General features: G+C 66.2%; 15 protein-coding genes. 4 read left to right on the top strand and 11 right to left on the bottom strand.

From position 1 onward, the window contains the following. Window positions 1-23: 23 nt before the first annotated feature. Window positions 24-968 (bottom strand): glycine--tRNA ligase subunit alpha, encoded by a 945-nt coding sequence (gene glyQ / locus C996_RS0111920; protein ID WP_018867665.1) that lies wholly within the window; start codon window positions 966-968, stop codon window positions 24-26. A 163-nt stretch (window positions 969-1,131) separates the two neighbouring features. Here glyQ and C996_RS0111915 point away from each other — a divergent pair, with 163 nt between their 5' ends. Both C996_RS0111915 and glnA read left to right on the top strand, forming a co-directional pair. Continuing rightward, window positions 1,132-2,355: a cation diffusion facilitator family transporter gene (locus tag C996_RS0111915; protein ID WP_026279306.1), complete on the top strand. Its 1,224-nt coding sequence runs from the start codon at window positions 1,132-1,134 to the stop codon at window positions 2,353-2,355. A 218-nt stretch (window positions 2,356-2,573) separates the two neighbouring features. Next, window positions 2,574-3,983, top strand: coding sequence for a glutamate--ammonia ligase (glnA, locus tag C996_RS0111910; protein WP_018867663.1), 1,410 nt, complete (start codon window positions 2,574-2,576; stop codon window positions 3,981-3,983). A 250-nt stretch (window positions 3,984-4,233) separates the two neighbouring features. On the opposite strand, the gene asnB is transcribed toward glnA, so the two are convergent. The 8 genes from asnB to C996_RS0111870 all read right to left on the bottom strand — a co-directional run bounded on the left by asnB (window position 4,234) and on the right by C996_RS0111870 (window position 12,042). Beyond that, window positions 4,234-6,252 carry an asparagine synthase (glutamine-hydrolyzing) gene (gene asnB, locus C996_RS0111905; protein WP_018867662.1) on the bottom strand — a complete coding sequence of 673 codons (2,019 nt, stop codon included), beginning with the start codon at window positions 6,250-6,252 and terminating at the stop codon, window positions 4,234-4,236. Window positions 6,253-6,347: 95 nt separating this feature from the next. Further along, complete coding sequence (locus tag C996_RS0111900; RefSeq protein WP_018867661.1) at window positions 6,348-7,421, bottom strand: aspartate carbamoyltransferase; 1,074 nt, start codon at window positions 7,419-7,421, stop codon at window positions 6,348-6,350. After that, a complete protein-coding gene (locus C996_RS14825; RefSeq protein WP_018867660.1) occupies window positions 7,418-7,540 on the bottom strand; it encodes a hypothetical protein in 123 nt (40 codons plus the stop codon). Before C996_RS14825 ends, C996_RS0111900 begins: the two co-directional genes overlap by 4 nt. Further along, window positions 7,537-8,994: a sodium:solute symporter family protein gene (locus tag C996_RS0111890; protein WP_018867659.1), complete on the bottom strand. Its 1,458-nt coding sequence runs from the start codon at window positions 8,992-8,994 to the stop codon at window positions 7,537-7,539. Before C996_RS0111890 ends, C996_RS14825 begins: the two co-directional genes overlap by 4 nt. After that, on the bottom strand, window positions 8,991-9,734 hold the full coding sequence (locus tag C996_RS0111885) for a cysteine hydrolase family protein (RefSeq protein WP_018867658.1): 744 nt from the start codon (window positions 9,732-9,734) through the stop codon (window positions 8,991-8,993). The genes C996_RS0111890 and C996_RS0111885 overlap by 4 nt, the downstream gene beginning before the upstream one ends. Window positions 9,735-9,759: 25 nt before the next feature. Further along, window positions 9,760-11,001: a Zn-dependent hydrolase gene (locus C996_RS0111880; RefSeq protein ID WP_018867657.1), complete on the bottom strand. Its 1,242-nt coding sequence runs from the start codon at window positions 10,999-11,001 to the stop codon at window positions 9,760-9,762. Between the two features lie 78 nt (window positions 11,002-11,079). Beyond that, window positions 11,080-11,481: a hypothetical protein gene (locus C996_RS0111875; RefSeq protein ID WP_018867656.1), complete on the bottom strand. Its 402-nt coding sequence runs from the start codon at window positions 11,479-11,481 to the stop codon at window positions 11,080-11,082. A 24-nt stretch (window positions 11,482-11,505) separates the two neighbouring features. Beyond that, the gene (locus C996_RS0111870) at window positions 11,506-12,042 is read right to left on the bottom strand and encodes a MarR family winged helix-turn-helix transcriptional regulator (protein WP_018867655.1); all 537 of its coding nucleotides are present in this window, start codon (window positions 12,040-12,042) and stop codon (window positions 11,506-11,508) included. Between the two features lie 371 nt (window positions 12,043-12,413). Between C996_RS0111870 and C996_RS0111865 the strand changes: the two genes are divergently transcribed. Beyond that, window positions 12,414-13,628, top strand: coding sequence for a hypothetical protein (locus tag C996_RS0111865; RefSeq protein WP_018867654.1), 1,215 nt, complete (start codon window positions 12,414-12,416; stop codon window positions 13,626-13,628). A gap of 110 nt (window positions 13,629-13,738) precedes the next feature. Here the strand turns inward: C996_RS0111865 and C996_RS0111860 are convergent, their stop codons facing one another. Together C996_RS0111860 and C996_RS0111855 are read right to left on the bottom strand one after the other, a co-directional pair. Further along, window positions 13,739-15,148 carry an AmpG family muropeptide MFS transporter gene (locus tag C996_RS0111860; RefSeq protein ID WP_038035785.1) on the bottom strand — a complete coding sequence of 470 codons (1,410 nt, stop codon included), beginning with the start codon at window positions 15,146-15,148 and terminating at the stop codon, window positions 13,739-13,741. Between the two features lie 18 nt (window positions 15,149-15,166). Then, window positions 15,167-15,940 carry an exodeoxyribonuclease III gene (locus C996_RS0111855; protein ID WP_255349364.1) on the bottom strand — a complete coding sequence of 258 codons (774 nt, stop codon included), beginning with the start codon at window positions 15,938-15,940 and terminating at the stop codon, window positions 15,167-15,169. A gap of 114 nt (window positions 15,941-16,054) precedes the next feature. On the opposite strand from C996_RS0111855, the gene pyrE reads away from it, so the two are divergent. Next, complete coding sequence (gene pyrE / locus C996_RS0111850) at window positions 16,055-16,690, top strand: orotate phosphoribosyltransferase (protein WP_018867651.1); 636 nt, start codon at window positions 16,055-16,057, stop codon at window positions 16,688-16,690. Window positions 16,691-16,885: the final 195 nt, after the last annotated feature.

Below are 16,885 nucleotides of genomic sequence, written 5' to 3'. Positions count from 1 at the left end.
GCGCGCGATCCGGGAAATAGGGTTCAGGCGGCGTCGGGCTTGTTGGTGTCGTCATCGGCGCACAGCGGGAAGCCCAGGGCCTCGCGCGACTCGTAATACTTCTGCGCAACGTTTCGCGACAGCTCGCGTACGCGCAGGATGTAGCGCTGGCGCTCGGTGACCGAGATCGCACCGCGGGCATCCAGCAGGTTGAAGCTGTGCGAGGCGCGCAGCATCTGTTCGTAGGCCGGCAGCGGCAGGCCCAGCTCGATCATGCGGTCGCTCTCGTTCGCATGCTGATCGAAGGCGGCGAACAGGGCGTCGCGATCGGCATGCTCGAAGTTGTAGGTGGACTGCTCCACCTCGTTCTGGTGGTAGACGTCGCCGTAGGTCACCGGGCGGCCGTCCGGGCCGACGGTCCAGACGAGGTCGAACACGCTCTCCACCCCCTGCAGGTACATCGCCAGGCGCTCCAGTCCGTAGGTGATCTCGCCGGAGACCGGATGGCAGTCCAGCCCGCCGACCTGCTGGAAGTAGGTGAACTGGGTGACCTCCATGCCGTTCAGCCAGACCTCCCAGCCCAGGCCCCAGGCGCCGAGGGTCGGAGATTCCCAGTTGTCCTCGACGAAGCGCACATCATGGGTGAGCGTGTCGAAGCCCAGCGCCTCCAGGGAGCCGAGGTAGAGGTCCTGGATGTCCGGCGGCGACGGCTTCAGCAGCACCTGGAACTGGTAGTAGTGCTGCAGGCGGTTGGGGTTGTCGCCATAGCGACCGTCGGTAGGACGGCGGCTGGGCTGCACGTAGGCCGCGCGCCACGGCTCCGGCCCGATGGAGCGCAGGAAGGTCGCCGGATGGAAGGTGCCGGCCCCCATTTCCATGTCGTAGGGCTGCAGGACCACGCAGCCGTGGTCGTTCCAGTAGTCCTGCAAGCGACGGATCAGGTCCTGGAAGGTGGGGCTGCTGCTGGACGGGGTGCGTTCGTGCGCCATGCGGGATCCCGGGTCAGGGCAAAGCGGACAGTATATCGGCCCGGCTTCGGCCGCGGCCACCGTCAGGGTCAGCGCGAAACACGGAGACGCCCGCGCGAGTCGGCGCTTTCCCTGTGGCGGCAGTCGGTTTTGCGCCAGCCGGGAAGGCGCCCATACTGGAGGCTTGATCCGGTTCGGGAGAGCGGCCCTGAGCGAGCCCCATTCCAATTCGGAACCGACGGTGACGGCGGAGAACGGCCAGCGCTATCGGGATACGCGCCGGGTGACGCTGGTGGGCGCGACCGTGAACAGCTTCCTCGCCCTGGCGCAGCTGGTCAGCGGCTGGCTGCTGAACTCGCAGGCGCTGGTCGCGGACGGCGTGCATACGCTGTCGGACCTGATGACCGACGGTGTCGTGCTGTTCGCCGCGCGCAAGGCGTCCGCCTCCCCTGACCAGGACCACCCCTACGGGCACGCCCGGATCGAGACCCTGGCAACGGTGATCGTCGGGGTCTTTCTGGCGCTGGCGGGCCTGGGAATCGCGTGGGCGGCCGGAAGCCGACTGGTCGAACCCGAGGCCATGACCGGCCCCGCGAACATGGCCATCTTCTTTGCCGCGCTGACCCTGGTGGCCAAGGAAGGCCTGTACCAGTACACCCATCGGGTGGCGAAGCGCCTGCGCTCGCGCATGCTGGACGCCAACGCCTGGCACCACCGCACCGATGCGATCTCGTCGCTGTTCGTGCTGGTCGGCGTGGGCGCGGCGGTGGCCGGCTACCCGTGGGCCGACGCCCTCGCCGCGCTGATCGTGGCGCTGTTCATCCTGCACATCGCCGGGCGCCTGATCGTGCGCGCCGCGGCGGAGTTGATCGACACCGCGCTGGAGCCGGAGAAGGTGGATCGCATCCACCGCACCATCCTGGACGTGCCCGGGGTGAAGGATGCGCACATGCTGCGCACCCGCCGCCACGGCAGCGACGTGGTGGCCGATGTGCACATCCAGGTCGCGCCGATGATCTCGGTCTCCGAGGGCCACCGCATCGCCGACGCGGTGTTCCATTCGGTGACCGACGAGCATGACCGGGTCAACGACATCACGGTGCACGTGGACCCGGAAAATGACGCGGAGCAGGCGCGCAGCTCGACGCTGCCGTTACGGCCGGTACTGGTGGAGGCCCTGCGCGAGGCCTGGGCCGACACCCCGGAGCTGGACGCGGTGGAGCACCTGTCCCTGCACTACCTGGGCGGCCGCGTGCACATGACACTGACCCTGCGCCTTGACGGGGCAACCGCGGCTCCGGACCTGGAGGCGCGGGCCCGGTCCCTGGCCGACCGGCTGCACGCCCACCCGCAGGTGGGCGACATGCTGGGCGAGGTCACGCTACTCTATCGTCCGTGCACTCATTAGGTGCGGCACACCCCGGCAAGCACCATCATGGTGCCTACAAAGCACCATGATGGTGCAGAGCGGATGCGGCGTGGCACCCGGGGTGCCCGTTTTTCGCGCGCCCGGGCCGAATCGGGCCGGATGGCATGATGCCTGCATAATGACCCACGAAGCCGTGCAGGGGCCAACAGGCCGGCCGGTCAAAATCGAAGACTCAAGTGAAGACCAAGGAGATCCCCATGTCCGCAGCCGACGTGCTGAACCAGATCAAGGAAAAGGAAGTGCGCTTTGTCGACTTCCGCTTTACCGACTCCAAGGGCAAGGAACAGCATGTGACCATGCCGGCCCACGACATCGACGAAGAGACCTTCGAGGAAGGCAAGATGTTCGACGGCTCCTCGATCTCCGGTTGGAAGGGGATCAACGAGTCCGACATGATCCTGATGCCGGACGCCGAGTCGGCCGTGATCGACCCGTTCTTCGAAGACATGACCATGAACATCCGCTGCGACGTGGTCGAGCCGGCCACCATGCAGGGCTACGACCGCTGCCCGCGCTCCCTGGCGCGCCGCGCCGAGGCCTACCTGCAGAGCACCGGCATCGCCGACACCGCGCTATTCGGTCCGGAGAACGAGTTCTTCATCTTTGACGACGTGAAGTGGGGTACCAGCCTGTCCGGTTCCTACTGCCGCGTGGACTCCCAGGAGGCGTCCTGGAACTCCGAGCGCGTCTACGAGGACGGCAACATCGGACACCGCCCGGGCGTGAAGGGCGGCTACTTCCCGGTCCCGCCGGTCGACAGCCTGCACGACATCCGCTCCACCATGTGCGAAGTGATGACCGAGATGGGTCTGGAGACCGAGGTGCACCACCACGAGGTGGCCACCGCCGGCCAGTGCGAGATCGGCGTGGGCCCGGCGACCCTGACGCAGAAGGCCGACGAGGTGCAGATCCTGAAGTACGTGGTGCAGAACGTGGCCCACATCCACGGCAAGACCGCGACCTTCATGCCCAAGCCGATCGTCGGCGACAACGGCTCCGGCATGCACGTGCACCAGTCGCTGTCCAAGGACGGCAAGAACCTGTTCTCCGGTGACCTCTACGGCGGCCTGTCCGAGACCGCGCTGTACTACATCGGCGGCATCATCAAGCACGCCCGCGCGCTGAACGCCTTCACCAACCCGTCCACCAACAGCTACAAGCGTCTGGTGCCGGGCTTCGAGGCGCCGGTGATGCTGGCCTACTCCGCCCGCAACCGCTCGGCCTCGCTGCGCATCCCGTTCGTGATGAACCCGAAGGCGCGCCGGATCGAGCTGCGCTTCCCGGACTCCACCGCCAACCCGTATCTCGCATTCGCCGCGATGCTGATGGCCGGCCTGGACGGCATCCAGAACAAGATCCACCCCGGCGACGCGATGGACAAGAACCTCTACGACCTGCCGCCGGAAGAGGAAAAGGGCATCCCGCAGGTCTGCCATTCGCTGGACCAGGCGCTGGAAGCCCTGAACCAGGACCGCGAGTTCCTGACCCAGGGTGGCGTGTTCACCGACGACATGATCGATGCCTACATCGACCTGAAGATGGAAGACGTCACGCAGATGCGCATGACCACCCATCCGATCGAGTTCGACATGTACTACAGCCTGTAAGGCGTCCGCTTCCGGCCCCTCGGGGCCGCGAGGCCATCCGCCGCCGCGCCCTCCGGGGCCGGCGGCTTTTTTGTGTCTGGGGGGTTCCACGGGGACCGGCGGGCCAAGCCCCGTTCGTCATCACCGCCGGCGATGCCGGATCGGGCATTTCGGGCAGCACAAATGAAAGGCCCCGCGGATGGTCGATCCGCGGGGCCTTCTCGTGTGGCACCGGAAGGACTCTCCCGGGCCTCTGACCGTTCATCGGCAATCAGGCGTGCCAGCCGAACTCCTCGGCCTTCTGCTGTGCCAGCGCCGGGATGTCGGTGGCCACGAACTTCTCGTACAGCACCTGCACCCCGATCATGTGGTTGATCACCGCGTCCAGCTGGACCTGGGTCGCGGCCGGGGTGGCCTCGGACTCGTGCAGCTCGAACACTTGGCGCACGCCCTCCGGATCCAGCAGACCGGCCTCCTCGACCTTCTCCGGCGCGAGGTAGCGATCGGCCAGGGCCTTCATCGCCGCCCACTTGACCGGATCGGTATGCGCCGGCGGGGCCATGAACGCGAACTTCTCGCGCTCGTAGAGCACCTTCGGCAGCAGGCCCTTCATCGATTCGCGCAGCACGTACTTCTCGGTCGGGCCCTTGATGCGCATGGTCGGCGGCAGGTGGGCGGCGAACTCGGCCAGGTGGTGATCGAGGAACGGCGGGCGCGCCTCCATCGAGTTGGCCATGTCCATGCGGTCGCCGCCCCAGGTCAGGATCTGGCCTTCCAGCATGGTCTTGATCCAGACGTACTGGGCCTTGTCCAGCGGGTGCCGGCCTTCCAGCATGTCGTTGTCCAGGGCATCGGCGATCGCCTTGCCCGGCTGGTAGCCCTGCATGCGCTCGCGGCGCTTCGGATGCAGCAGGCCCGGCACGTGGTCAGACGCGGCCAGCCACGGCTGCAGGCAGGACGGGGTGAAGCCCATCATTCGGGTGAACTCGGGGTCATCCACCTCGTCCTCGGCCAGCATCGCGCCGGAGACCAGCTCGTTGGACTCGTTCAGCATCTGCTGCCAGGCCTGACGATCGGCCTCCGGCAGGGTATCCAGCCCGTGCAGGAACATGTCGCGGCGGAACGCCGGGTAGCCGCCGAACAGCTCGTCCGAGCCCTCGCCGGTGACCACCACCTTGTAGCCGGCCTTGTTCACGTGGCGGCTCATCAGGAGCTTGGCCACGCCGAGGGTGTTGTAGATGGTGCGCTCGGCGTGCCACAGCGCCTCTTCGAAGTTGTCGTAGAGGTGGTCGGCGTTCAGGGTCATGATGTCCTGATCGGCGCCGACACTCTCGGCCATCTCGCGGGCGATCGCGGTCTCGTCGTAGTCGTCGTTGTCGAAGCCGATGGTGAAGGCCTTGACCGGCGACTGCTGGCTGGCCGAGGCCAGCCCCAGGGTGATGCAGGAGTCGATCCCGCCGGAGAGGTAGCAGGCCACCGGCACGTCGGCCTCCAGGCGCAGCTGGACGGCCTCCATCAGCTTCTCGCGCACGCCCTCGATCCAGTAGTTCTCGTCGGTCTCGCTCTCGGGCGGGCGCTCGGAGGCCAGCGGGAAGTCCATGTCCCAGTACTTCTCCTGGCGGATCTTCAGCTTGCCGTGGGCGCGCTCGACGATGACCATGTGGCCCGGCTTGACCTGCTGGATGCCCTCGAAGGCGGTGGTGCCGGGCACCATGGTCTGCATCAGCTGGTGGTACAGGCCATCATCGGAGAACTGGCGCGGCACATCGGGGTTGGCGAACAGCACCTTCAGTTCGGAGCCGAACACGAAACTGCCGTTGGCCTCGGTGAAGTACAGCGGCTTGATGCCGAAGCGGTCGCGGATCAGGATCAGCCGGTCGTGCTTGCGGTCATACAGCGAGATCGCGAACTCCCCGCGAAAGTGCTTCACCGCGTCCTCCAGCCCCTCGCGCTGGTACAGGTGCATCACCATCTCGGAATCGCTCTTGGTGCGGAACTTCACCCCGCGCGAGGTGAGATCGGTGCGGATGCGCTTGTAGTCGTACAGCTCGCCGTTAACCGCGGTCATAATCTCGCCGTTGGTCATGCAGAACGGCTGGCGCCCGCGGTTCTCGTCGAGGTCGATGATCGACAACCGCGCGTGGGAGAATCCCACACCACGGTCGTCCTGCGTCTTGTAGCCAAAGCCGTCAGGACCGCGGTGATACTGGATCGCGGCCATGTTGACCAGGGTCTGCGGGTCGACCTTGCGGTCCGGGTCGGCGTGAAAGATTCCGGCGATGCCACACATGGCATGTCTCCTTGGTTATCCGTTCGGTGCGAGCGGGGCGCGGCCCGGTCCGTTCCGGCGCGCCACGCCACTCGCGGTTCAGTTCAGTGCGAGGTTCAGTCTTCCGGGGTGTCCATGACCGCGCTGATACGGCGGACCACGCTGGTCAGCAGCGCCATGCGCACGAACACCGCCCCGCGCGCCTGGGCGAAATACCAGTTGTGCGGGGTGTCATCGAGGTCCGTCGACAGCTCCGCACCGCGCGCCAGCGGGTGCATGATGATCGCGCCCTTTTTCAGCGGGGAGTTGCGGTCCAGCTTCAGGCCCTCACCCATGGACTCGAAGGTATCGCCCACCCAGGCGATGGCGTTGATGTACACCACGTCCAGCTCCGGCAGCACCGGGTCCAGCTCGTGCACCACGCGCAGGTTCAGGCCGGCCTCCGCCAGTTCCTCGCGCTGGCCGGGATCGAAGTTCTCGTCCTCGCGCGAGATGATCACGACCTCTTCGATCGCCTCGGGGAACAGGCTCAGCAGGCGCAGCAGCGAGCGCACCGTACGCATGCGCGAGGGCACCCCGATGATGCCGACCTTGATGCGGTCCTCCGGGGCGACCGGGCCGGTAAACAGCTCCGGGCGCCACTTGGCCAGGGTGTAGACGTCCGCCAGCGCCTGGGTCGGGTGCTCGTCGATGCCGTTGCCGGCGTTGACCAGCGGGATGCGCAGGTTCTCCAGCATGTTGTGCGCGGCCTCGCCATCGGAGGAGCGCAGCACCAGCACGTCGCCGTAGTTGTTGAACATCTCGGCGATGTCCGCCAGCGACTCGCCCTTGGCGATGCCGGTGCTCTTGGGGTCGGTGATCGACATCACCGCGCCGCCAAGCCGGTGCCAGGCGCTCTCGAACGACAACCGCGTGCGGGTGGACGGCTCGTAGAACGCGCTGATCAGGATCTTGCCCGCCAGTGGCAGGTGCATCAGGGCAGGCGTGGTCTCGTACTGCGCGGCCAGCCGGAACAGCTGCAGCAGTTCCTCGCGGTTGAACTGCTGGCTGGAGACCACGTGTGCGGCGGCCAGCTTCAGCAGCGGATCCGGGTCTTCCTCCACCGCATCCAGCAACGCCCGCGGCCGGTCGGTACCGGCGGCGCCGTCTTTCGGGTGGAGCACGTGCAGGGGATCTTCGGTGTAGTTCACCAGAGGCGTCCTTTTTTCCAGTCGCGGATAAACAGGGCAATCAGCAGGATCGGGGTCAGCGTCGCCACGCTGGTGGCGATGACCACGATCACGGACAATGCGGTTGTCGAGATGGTCATGCCGGCACCTCGGCGTCGGAACGGGCCAGCCGGCCCCAGTCGAACGGCCGCGGCATCAGCCAGGTGGTCAGCACCATCACCGCCAGCGAGACGGCGGCCCCGACCAGCGCGGCCACGTAGAACCCGATCAGGAAATAGCTGGCCAGCCCGATACCGGACCCCAGTATCATCGACCAGGCGGCACCCTGCGGGTTCGCCTGCTTCCAGTACAGGCCGGCGACGATCGGCCAGATCGCGGAGGCCACGAAGGCCCCGGTGAAGTACAAAAGCTCCGCCAGCGAGCCGACGATCGGGATCTCGCCGCGGTAGCTGGCCGCCAGCCAGGTCAGCAGCCCCAGTAGCACCACGATCACCTTGGTCGCGTGGAACTGGTGCTGCTCGCTGGCCCGCGGACGGATGTGGCCGCGGTAGATGTCGCGGGTCACCAGATCGGACGTGGCCGCCAGCAGCGAGTCGAGGCTGGAGGCCAGCGCGGCGAAGACCACGATGAACACGACGATCGCACCGGTGAGACCCAGCACCTCGGCGGCCACCAGCGGCCCGACCATGTCCGCGGCGGGGACGTTGATCCCCAGCGCCGGCGTAGCCAGCGCGATAAAGCCGGCAACAATCGGGATCGGCAGCCACAGCAGGCCGCCGAAGAGATAGGCCCGAAAGCCCACGTTGCGGCCGAAGGCGAAGGCGCGCGACCACCAGACGTTGGAGTGGAAGATCTCGCCCACGCCGAACAGCAGGTTGTTGAACAGGAACATGATCGCGGCCGGGAACAGCAGGCTCAGCAGTTCCGGGCGCTCTTCCATCAGGTTGAAGTGGATCGCCTCGAAGCCGACCTTGTCGATGGTCAGCCAGGCGATGAACGCCGCGCCCGCGACAATGATGACCGTCTGGATGAAGTCGGTCCCGATGACCGCGCGCAGACCGCCCAGCAGGGTGTAGATCACGCAGACGGTCAGGATCACGGTCATGCCCACGCGATAGTCGATCCCGGCCAGGGCATTGATCAGCACCCCGCCGGCCATCGCCATCGAGACCAGCCAGCCAAAGGCGTAGATCAGCGAGACCACCAGGAACACGCGCCAGGTGAAGGTGCCGAAGCGCAGGCGGATGAAGTCCCCGGAGGTGAAGCCGCGCGGCATCAGCTCGCGGATGCGTCGCGCCAGCGGCGCGAACAGGATCAGGCCCAGCGCACCCAGCGAATACCCGAGCATGCCCCAGACACCAAGCTGCAGCGCCAGTTGCGGGGCGGTCATCGTGGTATTGGCGGTGACCCAGGTGGCCATCGCGGTCGCGGTGGCGAGCGCCAGGCCGACATTGCGGCCCGCCAGCATGTGGTCCTCGGCGGTCTTGTTGCGACGACCCAGCCACCAGCCCAGCACCACCCAGAGGACGCTGAACGCCGCCAGCAGCCCCCAGGCAAGGGAGGTGGGCAGGATGGGGTCGTCGAGACCGGTCACGAGGCCTCCTGCACCTTCTTGATCTCGCGGATCGCCTCGTCCGTGGTCATCACCCGGGCGTAGCGGTCCTTGATGGTGGTGATCGTGGCCTTCTGCATCTCCGGCGTCACCGTGGCCGTGGCGTCGTCCATCAGGGTGACATAAAAGCCCAGGTCACAGGCATCCCGCACGGCCGTGGAGACGCACTCGTTGGAGTACACGCCCACGATGAACAAGGCGGAGATGTTCAGGTTGCGCAGGATGTAGTGCAGGTTGGTGGAGTTGAAGACCCCGCTGGCGGTTTTGTCCAGCACGATCTCGTCCCCCACCGGGGCCACCTGCTCGACGAACTCGGCGTCCTTGGAGCCGGGAGCCGCGTGCAGGTTCAGGCGCTTGTGGCCCGGGCTGCGGTCGCGGCCGTCGCGGGTCAGCGAGCGGATGCGGGTGTGGATCACCTCCAGCCCCTCCTCGCGGAAGGCGTCCTGCAGGCGGCGCACATTGGGCAGCACGGTCTGCTCGAGGCGGTTGAAGTAGTACTCCTGGGCCTCCAGCGGCACACCGGATTCGGCGGAATCCGCGAACACGCCGTGGCCCCGCGCGGCATCCAGGTACTGGAGGTCGATACACAGCAGCGCGACGTGGTGCTCCCGCAGCTCCTGACGCAGGACCGGCGTGGTGATCAGGCTCTCCTGGTACTGCTCGCGAAGCGGGTCCAGGGAGTCGTAGTCGGTCAGGCGGGAGACGTTGTTGTTGTCGGCCATTCCGGGCGTTTCCTTTCGTCGGGGTTTATTGCCGGGCCGCCAGCGCCAGGGCACTTTGCAGGGCCACGTTGGCGCCGATCTCGATGTCCTCCCAGTTTGTCCATTCCGCGGCGGAATGGCTACGCCCCTGGAGGCTCGGCACGAAGATCATGCCGGTACGGGTGATCCGGCTCATGCTCTGGGTGTCGTGGGCCGCGCCACTGGGCATGGTGATGTACTCCAGACCCATGCGCTCGGCCTGCGCCTCGATGGTCTGCACAATGCCGGGATCGCAGCGCACCGGGTCGATCTCGGAGAGCACGTCGAACTCGAACATCAGATCACGCCGACGGGCCAGGCTCGACAGGGTGCGACGGGCCGCATGCGCCAGCGCGGTCAGCACCTTTTCGTCGGTATCGCGCACCTCGAAGGAGAAGGTCGCCACCCCGGGCACCGTGTTCGGCGCCCCGGGCGAGAGCTCTACGCGCCCGATGGTGGCACGCGAATTCGGGCTGCCGTGCTCCTCCAGCAGGCGATCGATCTCGCCGCCGAACTCGGCCAGGCCCTGGAAGGCATCGATGCGCATGTCCATCGGCGTGGTGCCGGCATGGTTCGGCTGCCCCTTCAGGCGCACCTCCCACTTGAACAACCCGGTAATCGCCTCGACCACGCCCACGCTCAGGCCGCGCCGGTCGAGTACCGGCCCCTGCTCGATATGCGTCTCGATGAAGGCATGCAGGGTGTGCGGGTCGCGCCGTGCGCTCAGGGCGTCGTCGGCATTCAGGCCCCAGTTGGCCATGGCCTCGACCAGGGTCACGCCCTCGAGATCCCGGGCATGGCTGATACTCTCCGGGGTCAGCTTGCCGGCCATCGCCTGGGAGCCGAACATGCCACCGAAACGACCCTCTTCGTCGGTGAAATCGATCACCTCCAGAGGGTACTGCAGATCGACCGCGTTCTCCTTGGCCGTGCGCAGCACCTCCAGCCCGATCAGCACGCCCAGCGCTCCGTCCAGCGGGCCGCCCCCGGGCACCGTGTCCAGGTGCGAGCCCATGGCGACCACCGGGCGCTTGCCGTCATAGTCCAGCCGACCATGCAGGTTGGCGGCACCGTCCTGCCAGACGTCCAGGCCGGCGGCCTCCAGGCGACCGCGAAACCACTCGCGCCCGGCGCGGTCGCCCTCGCTGAAGGCGCGGCGATGCAGGCCGCGGTCGGCATCGCGGCCGATCTGCCCGAGGTCGTTGATGTCCTGCTGCAGGCGCTGCATGTTGATCTTGAGATCCGTCATGGAACCCTCCGGAAACGGGTCCGTCCCTGCTACGCGAGGGCGGGGCCTCGAGCGTATCGGCAGGACGGACCGGGTGAATCAGTCGCGCGGACGCCCGCGCAGGATGGCCCCGATCAGGACCAGGAAGACGATCGCGCCCACCGCGAAGAAGCCGAAGGCGCGGGTCAGGCTGTGATGCTCCACCGTGACGGTGGTCTGGTCGGCCCAGGCATCCGCATCCGCGGCGCGCAGGCGGAACCGGTACTCGCCATCGGGCAGTCCGCTGATGACGGTGCTGGTATCACCGCCCTGGTAGATCACGCGGGCATCCGCGTGATCCGGCCCCGAGGCCTGCTCCAGCACCACCGCCGCATCCGCCTCCCAGGCGAGGGTGAACCCGCCATCGGTGGCGCGCTCCGGCGGGGCGTCGAATGCCGGCTGGGCGCCCGCCGCAAGCGGCAGGAAGAACAGAATCGGCAGGAGGGAACGAAGGATGCGCATCGGAACCTCCGGACGGGCCCGGGCTCAGGCCTTGCCGTCGAACGGTTGCAGCCCGGCCCGAGGCTCGGTGGTGTTCATCGCCTCGACCAGCAGGTCGAGGTTCTGGTCGAGTTCCTCCAGACACCCCTTCGGCAGCGACTGCAGGGCCCGGTTCAGTTCGCCTTGCGGCGCGGCCGGGGCCTGGTCCAGCAGTTCGAGGCCGGCATCGGTGACATAGAGCCGCACGATGCGCTGGTCCTTTTCCGGACGGCGGCGCTCGATCAGCCCGCGGTGCTCCAGCTTGTCCAGCAGGTTGGAGGTCGTGGAGGCATGCACCGAGAGCCGACGCGACAGGTCGCTGACGTTAAGCCCCGGCGTGCGCTGCAGCTCCCACAGGGCCCACAGCTGCGAGGCGCTGATCCCACAGGCCCGCTCGACCGTGCGCGAGTGCCCCTGCAGCGCGCGGATGATCACCCGCAACTGGCGGATCACCGAGCGCGCCAGATCCGGCTCGCCACTCGTGCCGGCGGCGGCACCGGATTCGTTGTCGTGTGCCTGGGGCACGGCCTGGGTGGATGTCATCAAAACTTCCCGCAATTGAATCACTCGTTTAGTTATTTTTGTACAAAAATAGTTCCATTGCAACTTACGCACCGGCTGGCGAAATCCCGCCATGGGCTCTAAACAAGTGGATTGGGGAGCCTGCCCCAGCCAGAAGGCCGCCCCGGTAGGCCGGGCGCCGGTCGGCTGAAGGCCCTCGCGCGAGAAAAGGAACACGGGGCGGGTGTCGTGGTCACACCACAGTGCGCCGGGGCTGCGTATCGTGTTTACAACGCATCGGCCCGCGTGGTCCGCAGACCACCGGTTGCAGCCCGGGACGCACCGTGCACTTCGTGTCCGCCCGGTAAGGCCACTGGCGACACCCGAACCGCCTGACCAGAAGAGGAATCGCAATGAAGAAGACGATGAGCTGGACCCTGGCACCCCTGTCCGGTGCCGTTGCCCTGGCCCTGTTCCTGGGCCCGAATGTCGCTGCCGCCGAATACGACAGCATCCAGGTCGGCAACCTGTCGATCGGCGGCGCCCTGCGCGCCAACTACACCGTTGGAGACTACCCAGGCGATGACTATCGCCGGGACTGGGACAAAGGTGGAAATTTCCTTTTAGACACGGCCCGGATCAACCTGGACTACGAAAATGGTCCATGGCTCGGGAAGCTGGAGTATCGCTGGTACAGCGCAGCGGGAGACTCTTACAACATGCTTCACACTGGTTGGGCCGGTTACAACTTCGAAAATGGAAGCCAACTCCAGGTTGGGGTTAATCGTGCTCCCTTTGGCCCAGGCGCCTACGGCGTCTCGAAGAGTTGGTTCTTCGACCAACATTATTACATCGGACTTTCCGACAACATGAATCTTGGTGTCAAGTACACGATCCCGTTCGGCGACTGGACTTGGGATGCGGCATACTATTATTCCGATGCGGGCCATTATTCAGGAAGCTCCAATGACAGTGCCCGGTATTCGTATGACATAGTCAATGAACTTGGCAATGGGTACGAAGAACGAAACCAAGCCAACATTCGGGGCATCTACGCCATTCCAGGAACCAGCCATGAGGTTGGCTTCTCGGCTCAGTACGGCGAACTTGATAGTCAAGGGCCGCAGAGCGACGGGGACATGTTCGCCGTGTCTGGCCACATGTCAAACACTTGGGGCAACTGGACACTGGACAGCCAGCTTACTTACTACAAGTACGACGTTGATGAACACGAAGTGTTCAGCAACAATGGGGAAGTCGTAACAACGGACAAACTTGTACAGTTTGGAGCATACAACTTCGCCAATTCGGTAGCAGCCGAGGGCTGGGTCCCCGCATTGTCACTCAGCTACTTTAAAGAAACACCCTCAATTTCTTGGCTTGACTCGGTCACCCCATATGCGGAATACAGCTCCGTGATCAAAAGCGAGAGCGGCTTCAACGATAGTGAGCTCTTGGTGCTTGGCGCCGCGTGGTCTCGGGGGAACTGGTATATCTATACTGACGTAGCATTCTCCAACGGCAACGAGTTTGTCGGTTTCGACGCGGACTTCTTTGATCGTTTCGGCGAAAACCAAGACGATAATTGGCAGACTCGAGTGAACATCAATTTCGGGTATTACTTCTAAACGGGATAGGTAAAGTTGTCACCCAACGGCCTCGGCCATCGGCGGTGGAGCCCGCACCAACTGGTGCGGGCTTTTTTGCATCCGCGAGATGCAGTTTGCGTGCGACGCGGTTATTCGCGGGCATGGACCGCGGCGAGGTCCGAACGCCCGGGCTGGGGCATGCGGTCGGGATTGGCCCAGCGCATCAGGGCGAAGGCGAGCAGGATGGTGGGGATGCCGATCAGGGCGGAGCTGGCGAAGAACCAGACCCAGCCGATGTGCTCGGCGAGTACGCCCGTGAAGCCGGCGAGGAACTGCCCGGGCAGGGTCATGATGGAGCTGAACAGGGCGTACTGGGTGGCGGTGTAGGCGCTGTTGGTGAGGCTGGAGAGGTAGGCGATGAACACCGAGATCGCCATGCCGCCGGAGAGATTGTCGGCCATGATCGCGAACACCAGGCCATAGGTCTCCGGCCCCAGGGTCGCCAGCCAGGAGAAGGTCAGGTTGGTCAGCGGGGCCAGGATCGCGGTGGCAATGAGCATGCGCATGATGCCGAAGCGCACGACCAGCAGCCCGCCGAGGGCCGCGCCGGTCAGGGTCATGGCCAGGCCGAAGGCGGCCGCGATGTTGGCGATCTCGTCCTTGGTGAAGCCGATGTCCAGATAGAACGGATTGGCCATTACGCCCATGAAGATATCGCTGATGCGGAACACGGCGATGAAGGCGATCACCACCAAGGCGATCTTCCCGAAGCGCTGCCAGAATTCGACGAACGGGCAGATCACCGCGCCGATGAACCAGGCCTTCAGGCCGCGCCACCAGCCCGTATCGGAGGTGTTGTTGAGGTAGTGGACCACGCGGTCCTCGAGGCGGGCCGTGGCGGAGTCGCGCCGGGCCACCTCGGGTTCGCGGACGATCAGCGTGCAGACGACGCCCACCAGCATCAGGGCGGCCATCGCGCCGTAGGAGAGGCTCCAGCTGCCGATCGCAGCGATATGCAGCGCCCCGGCCCCGGCGGTCAGCAGGGCCACGCGATAGCCGAACACGTAGGCGGCGGCCATCGCGCCCTGGCGCTCCTGGCTGACGGCCTCGATGCGGTAGGCATCGATGGCGATGTCCTGGGTCGCGGCGCCGAAGGCCGTGAGTACGGCCCAGACGGCCACCAGCCAGAGCTGCTCCGTCGGGTCGGTCAGGGCGATCCCGGCCAGGCCCAGGATGATCACGGCCTGGGCGAACAGCATCCAGGCACGGCGACGCCCGAACACTCGGGTCAGGACCGGCAGGGCGAGGCGGTCGACCACCGGGGCCCAGAACACCTTGATGCTGTAGGCCATGCCCACCCAGGAGAGGAAGCCGATGGAGGCCAGCTCCACACCAAGGTCGCGCAGCCAGGCGGTGAAGGTGCCGCCGGTCAGCAGCAGCGGCAAGCCCGCGGCAAAGCCGAGGAACAGCATGCCGATGACCCGCGGATGGCGGTAGACCGCCAGGGCCGCGCGCCAGTCGCGGCGCGGGGGCCGTTGCGCTTCGGCGGCGTCGGTCATGCGCGGCACAGGCCCCGGTCAGGGCTGGTAGTCATAGTCGATCCAGAACGGCGCGTGGTCGGAGAAGCGATCGTCGGTGTGGATGTACGGATCGCGCGCGGTGGCGGCAATGCCCGGGGTGGCGATCTGGTAGTCGATCCGCCAGCCCACGTTCTTGGCCCAGGCCTGGCCGCGGTTGGACCACCAGGTGTACTGCTCGGGGCGCTCGTCCAGTCGGCGGAACACGTCGACCATGCCGATCTCGTCGAACAGGTGGTCCAGCCAGGCCCGCTCCTCCGGCAGGAAACCGGAGTTCTTGCGGTTGGACTTGTAGTTGGTGAGGTCGATCTCCTTGTGGGCGATGTTCCAGTCGCCGCAGATGACCCACTCACGCCCGTCCTGCATGCGTTCCGCCAGCCAGGGGCGGAAGAACTCGAGGAAGCGCCACTTGGAGTCCTGGCGGTGATCGCCCGAGGAACCCGAGGGCAGATACAGCGAGACCACCGACAGGTTGCCGAACCGCATCTCGGCATAGCGGCCCTCATTGTCGGCCTCCTCGAAGCCAATGCGGGTGATCACCTCGTCCGGCTGGCGGCGGCTGTACAGGGCCACGCCGCTGTAGCCGGGCTTCACGGCGTCGACATAGACGCTGTGGTAGCCGGGTGGATGGAACGGCTCGCCCTGGATCTGATGGATCTGGGCCTTGGTCTCCTGGATGCAGACCACATCGGCCTCGGTGGACGGGAGCCAGTCGAAGAAACCCTTGCGGGCGGCGGCACGGATGCCGTTGGCGTTCATCGAGAGTATGCGCATGGCGGGGAACAATACCCGTGCGCGCGGGCGCGGAAAAGGCCCCGGGACCGCACGGATGCCGGATCCGCAAGCGGGTGTGTCAGAATACGGCGTTTCACGACCGGAGCCGCCCCGATGACCGCCCACGCCTTTCTGGAATACGCCCTGCAACGCGATGTCCTGCGCTTTGGCGAGTTCACACTGAAGTCCGGACGGGTGAGCCCGTACTTCTTCAACGCGGGGCTGTTCAATCGCGGCTCGGACCTGGCGCGGCTGGGCGAGTTCTACGCGCAGGCGATCAGGGATTCCGGTATCCAGTTCGACCTGGTGTTCGGTCCGGCCTACAAGGGCATTCCGCTGGCCGCGGCGGTCACCGAGGCGCTTTATCGCGACCACGGCATGGACCGCCCCTGGGCCTTCAACCGCAAGGAGGCCAAGGATCACGGCGAGGGCGGCAACATCGTCGGCGCCCCGCTGGAGGGTCGGGTGCTGATCGTGGACGACGTGATTACCGCCGGCACCGCGATCCGGGAATCGGTGGACCTGATCCGGGCGGCCGGGGCCACCCCGGTCGGCGTGGCGATCGCGCTAGACCGCGAGGAGCGCGGCCGCGGCGAGCGCTCCGCGATCCAGGAGGTCGAGGCCGATCTGGGCCTGCAGGTGGTGCGCGTCGCCCGGCTGGGCGACTTGGTCCGCATGCTCGAGGAGACCGGCCGCGCGCCGGAACACCTGGAGGCCCTGCGCGCCTACCGCGCCGAATACGGCGTTTAGGGAGAGGCGTACCGCCGCATCGATGCCCGCCCCGTCGCTGCGAGGAACGCAGCGACGAAGGGCAAAAGCAGCAAAGCTGCGTTGAACGGCCTCAGGCCGACCCGCAGGGCGAGCGAAGCGAGTACTCTCCGACCGGAACCACGGGTGGCTGGATCGGTCCGGTGGCCTTTTTGCAGCGCTGGGCGATTGCTGCGT

The sequence above is a fragment of the Thioalkalivibrio sp. ALE25 genome (assembly GCF_000377285.1).
Lineage (GTDB): Bacteria > Pseudomonadota > Gammaproteobacteria > Ectothiorhodospirales > Ectothiorhodospiraceae > Thioalkalivibrio.
The sequence above is the reverse complement of the archived record's forward strand: the minus strand, read 5'-3'. Positions and strand labels throughout refer to the sequence as shown.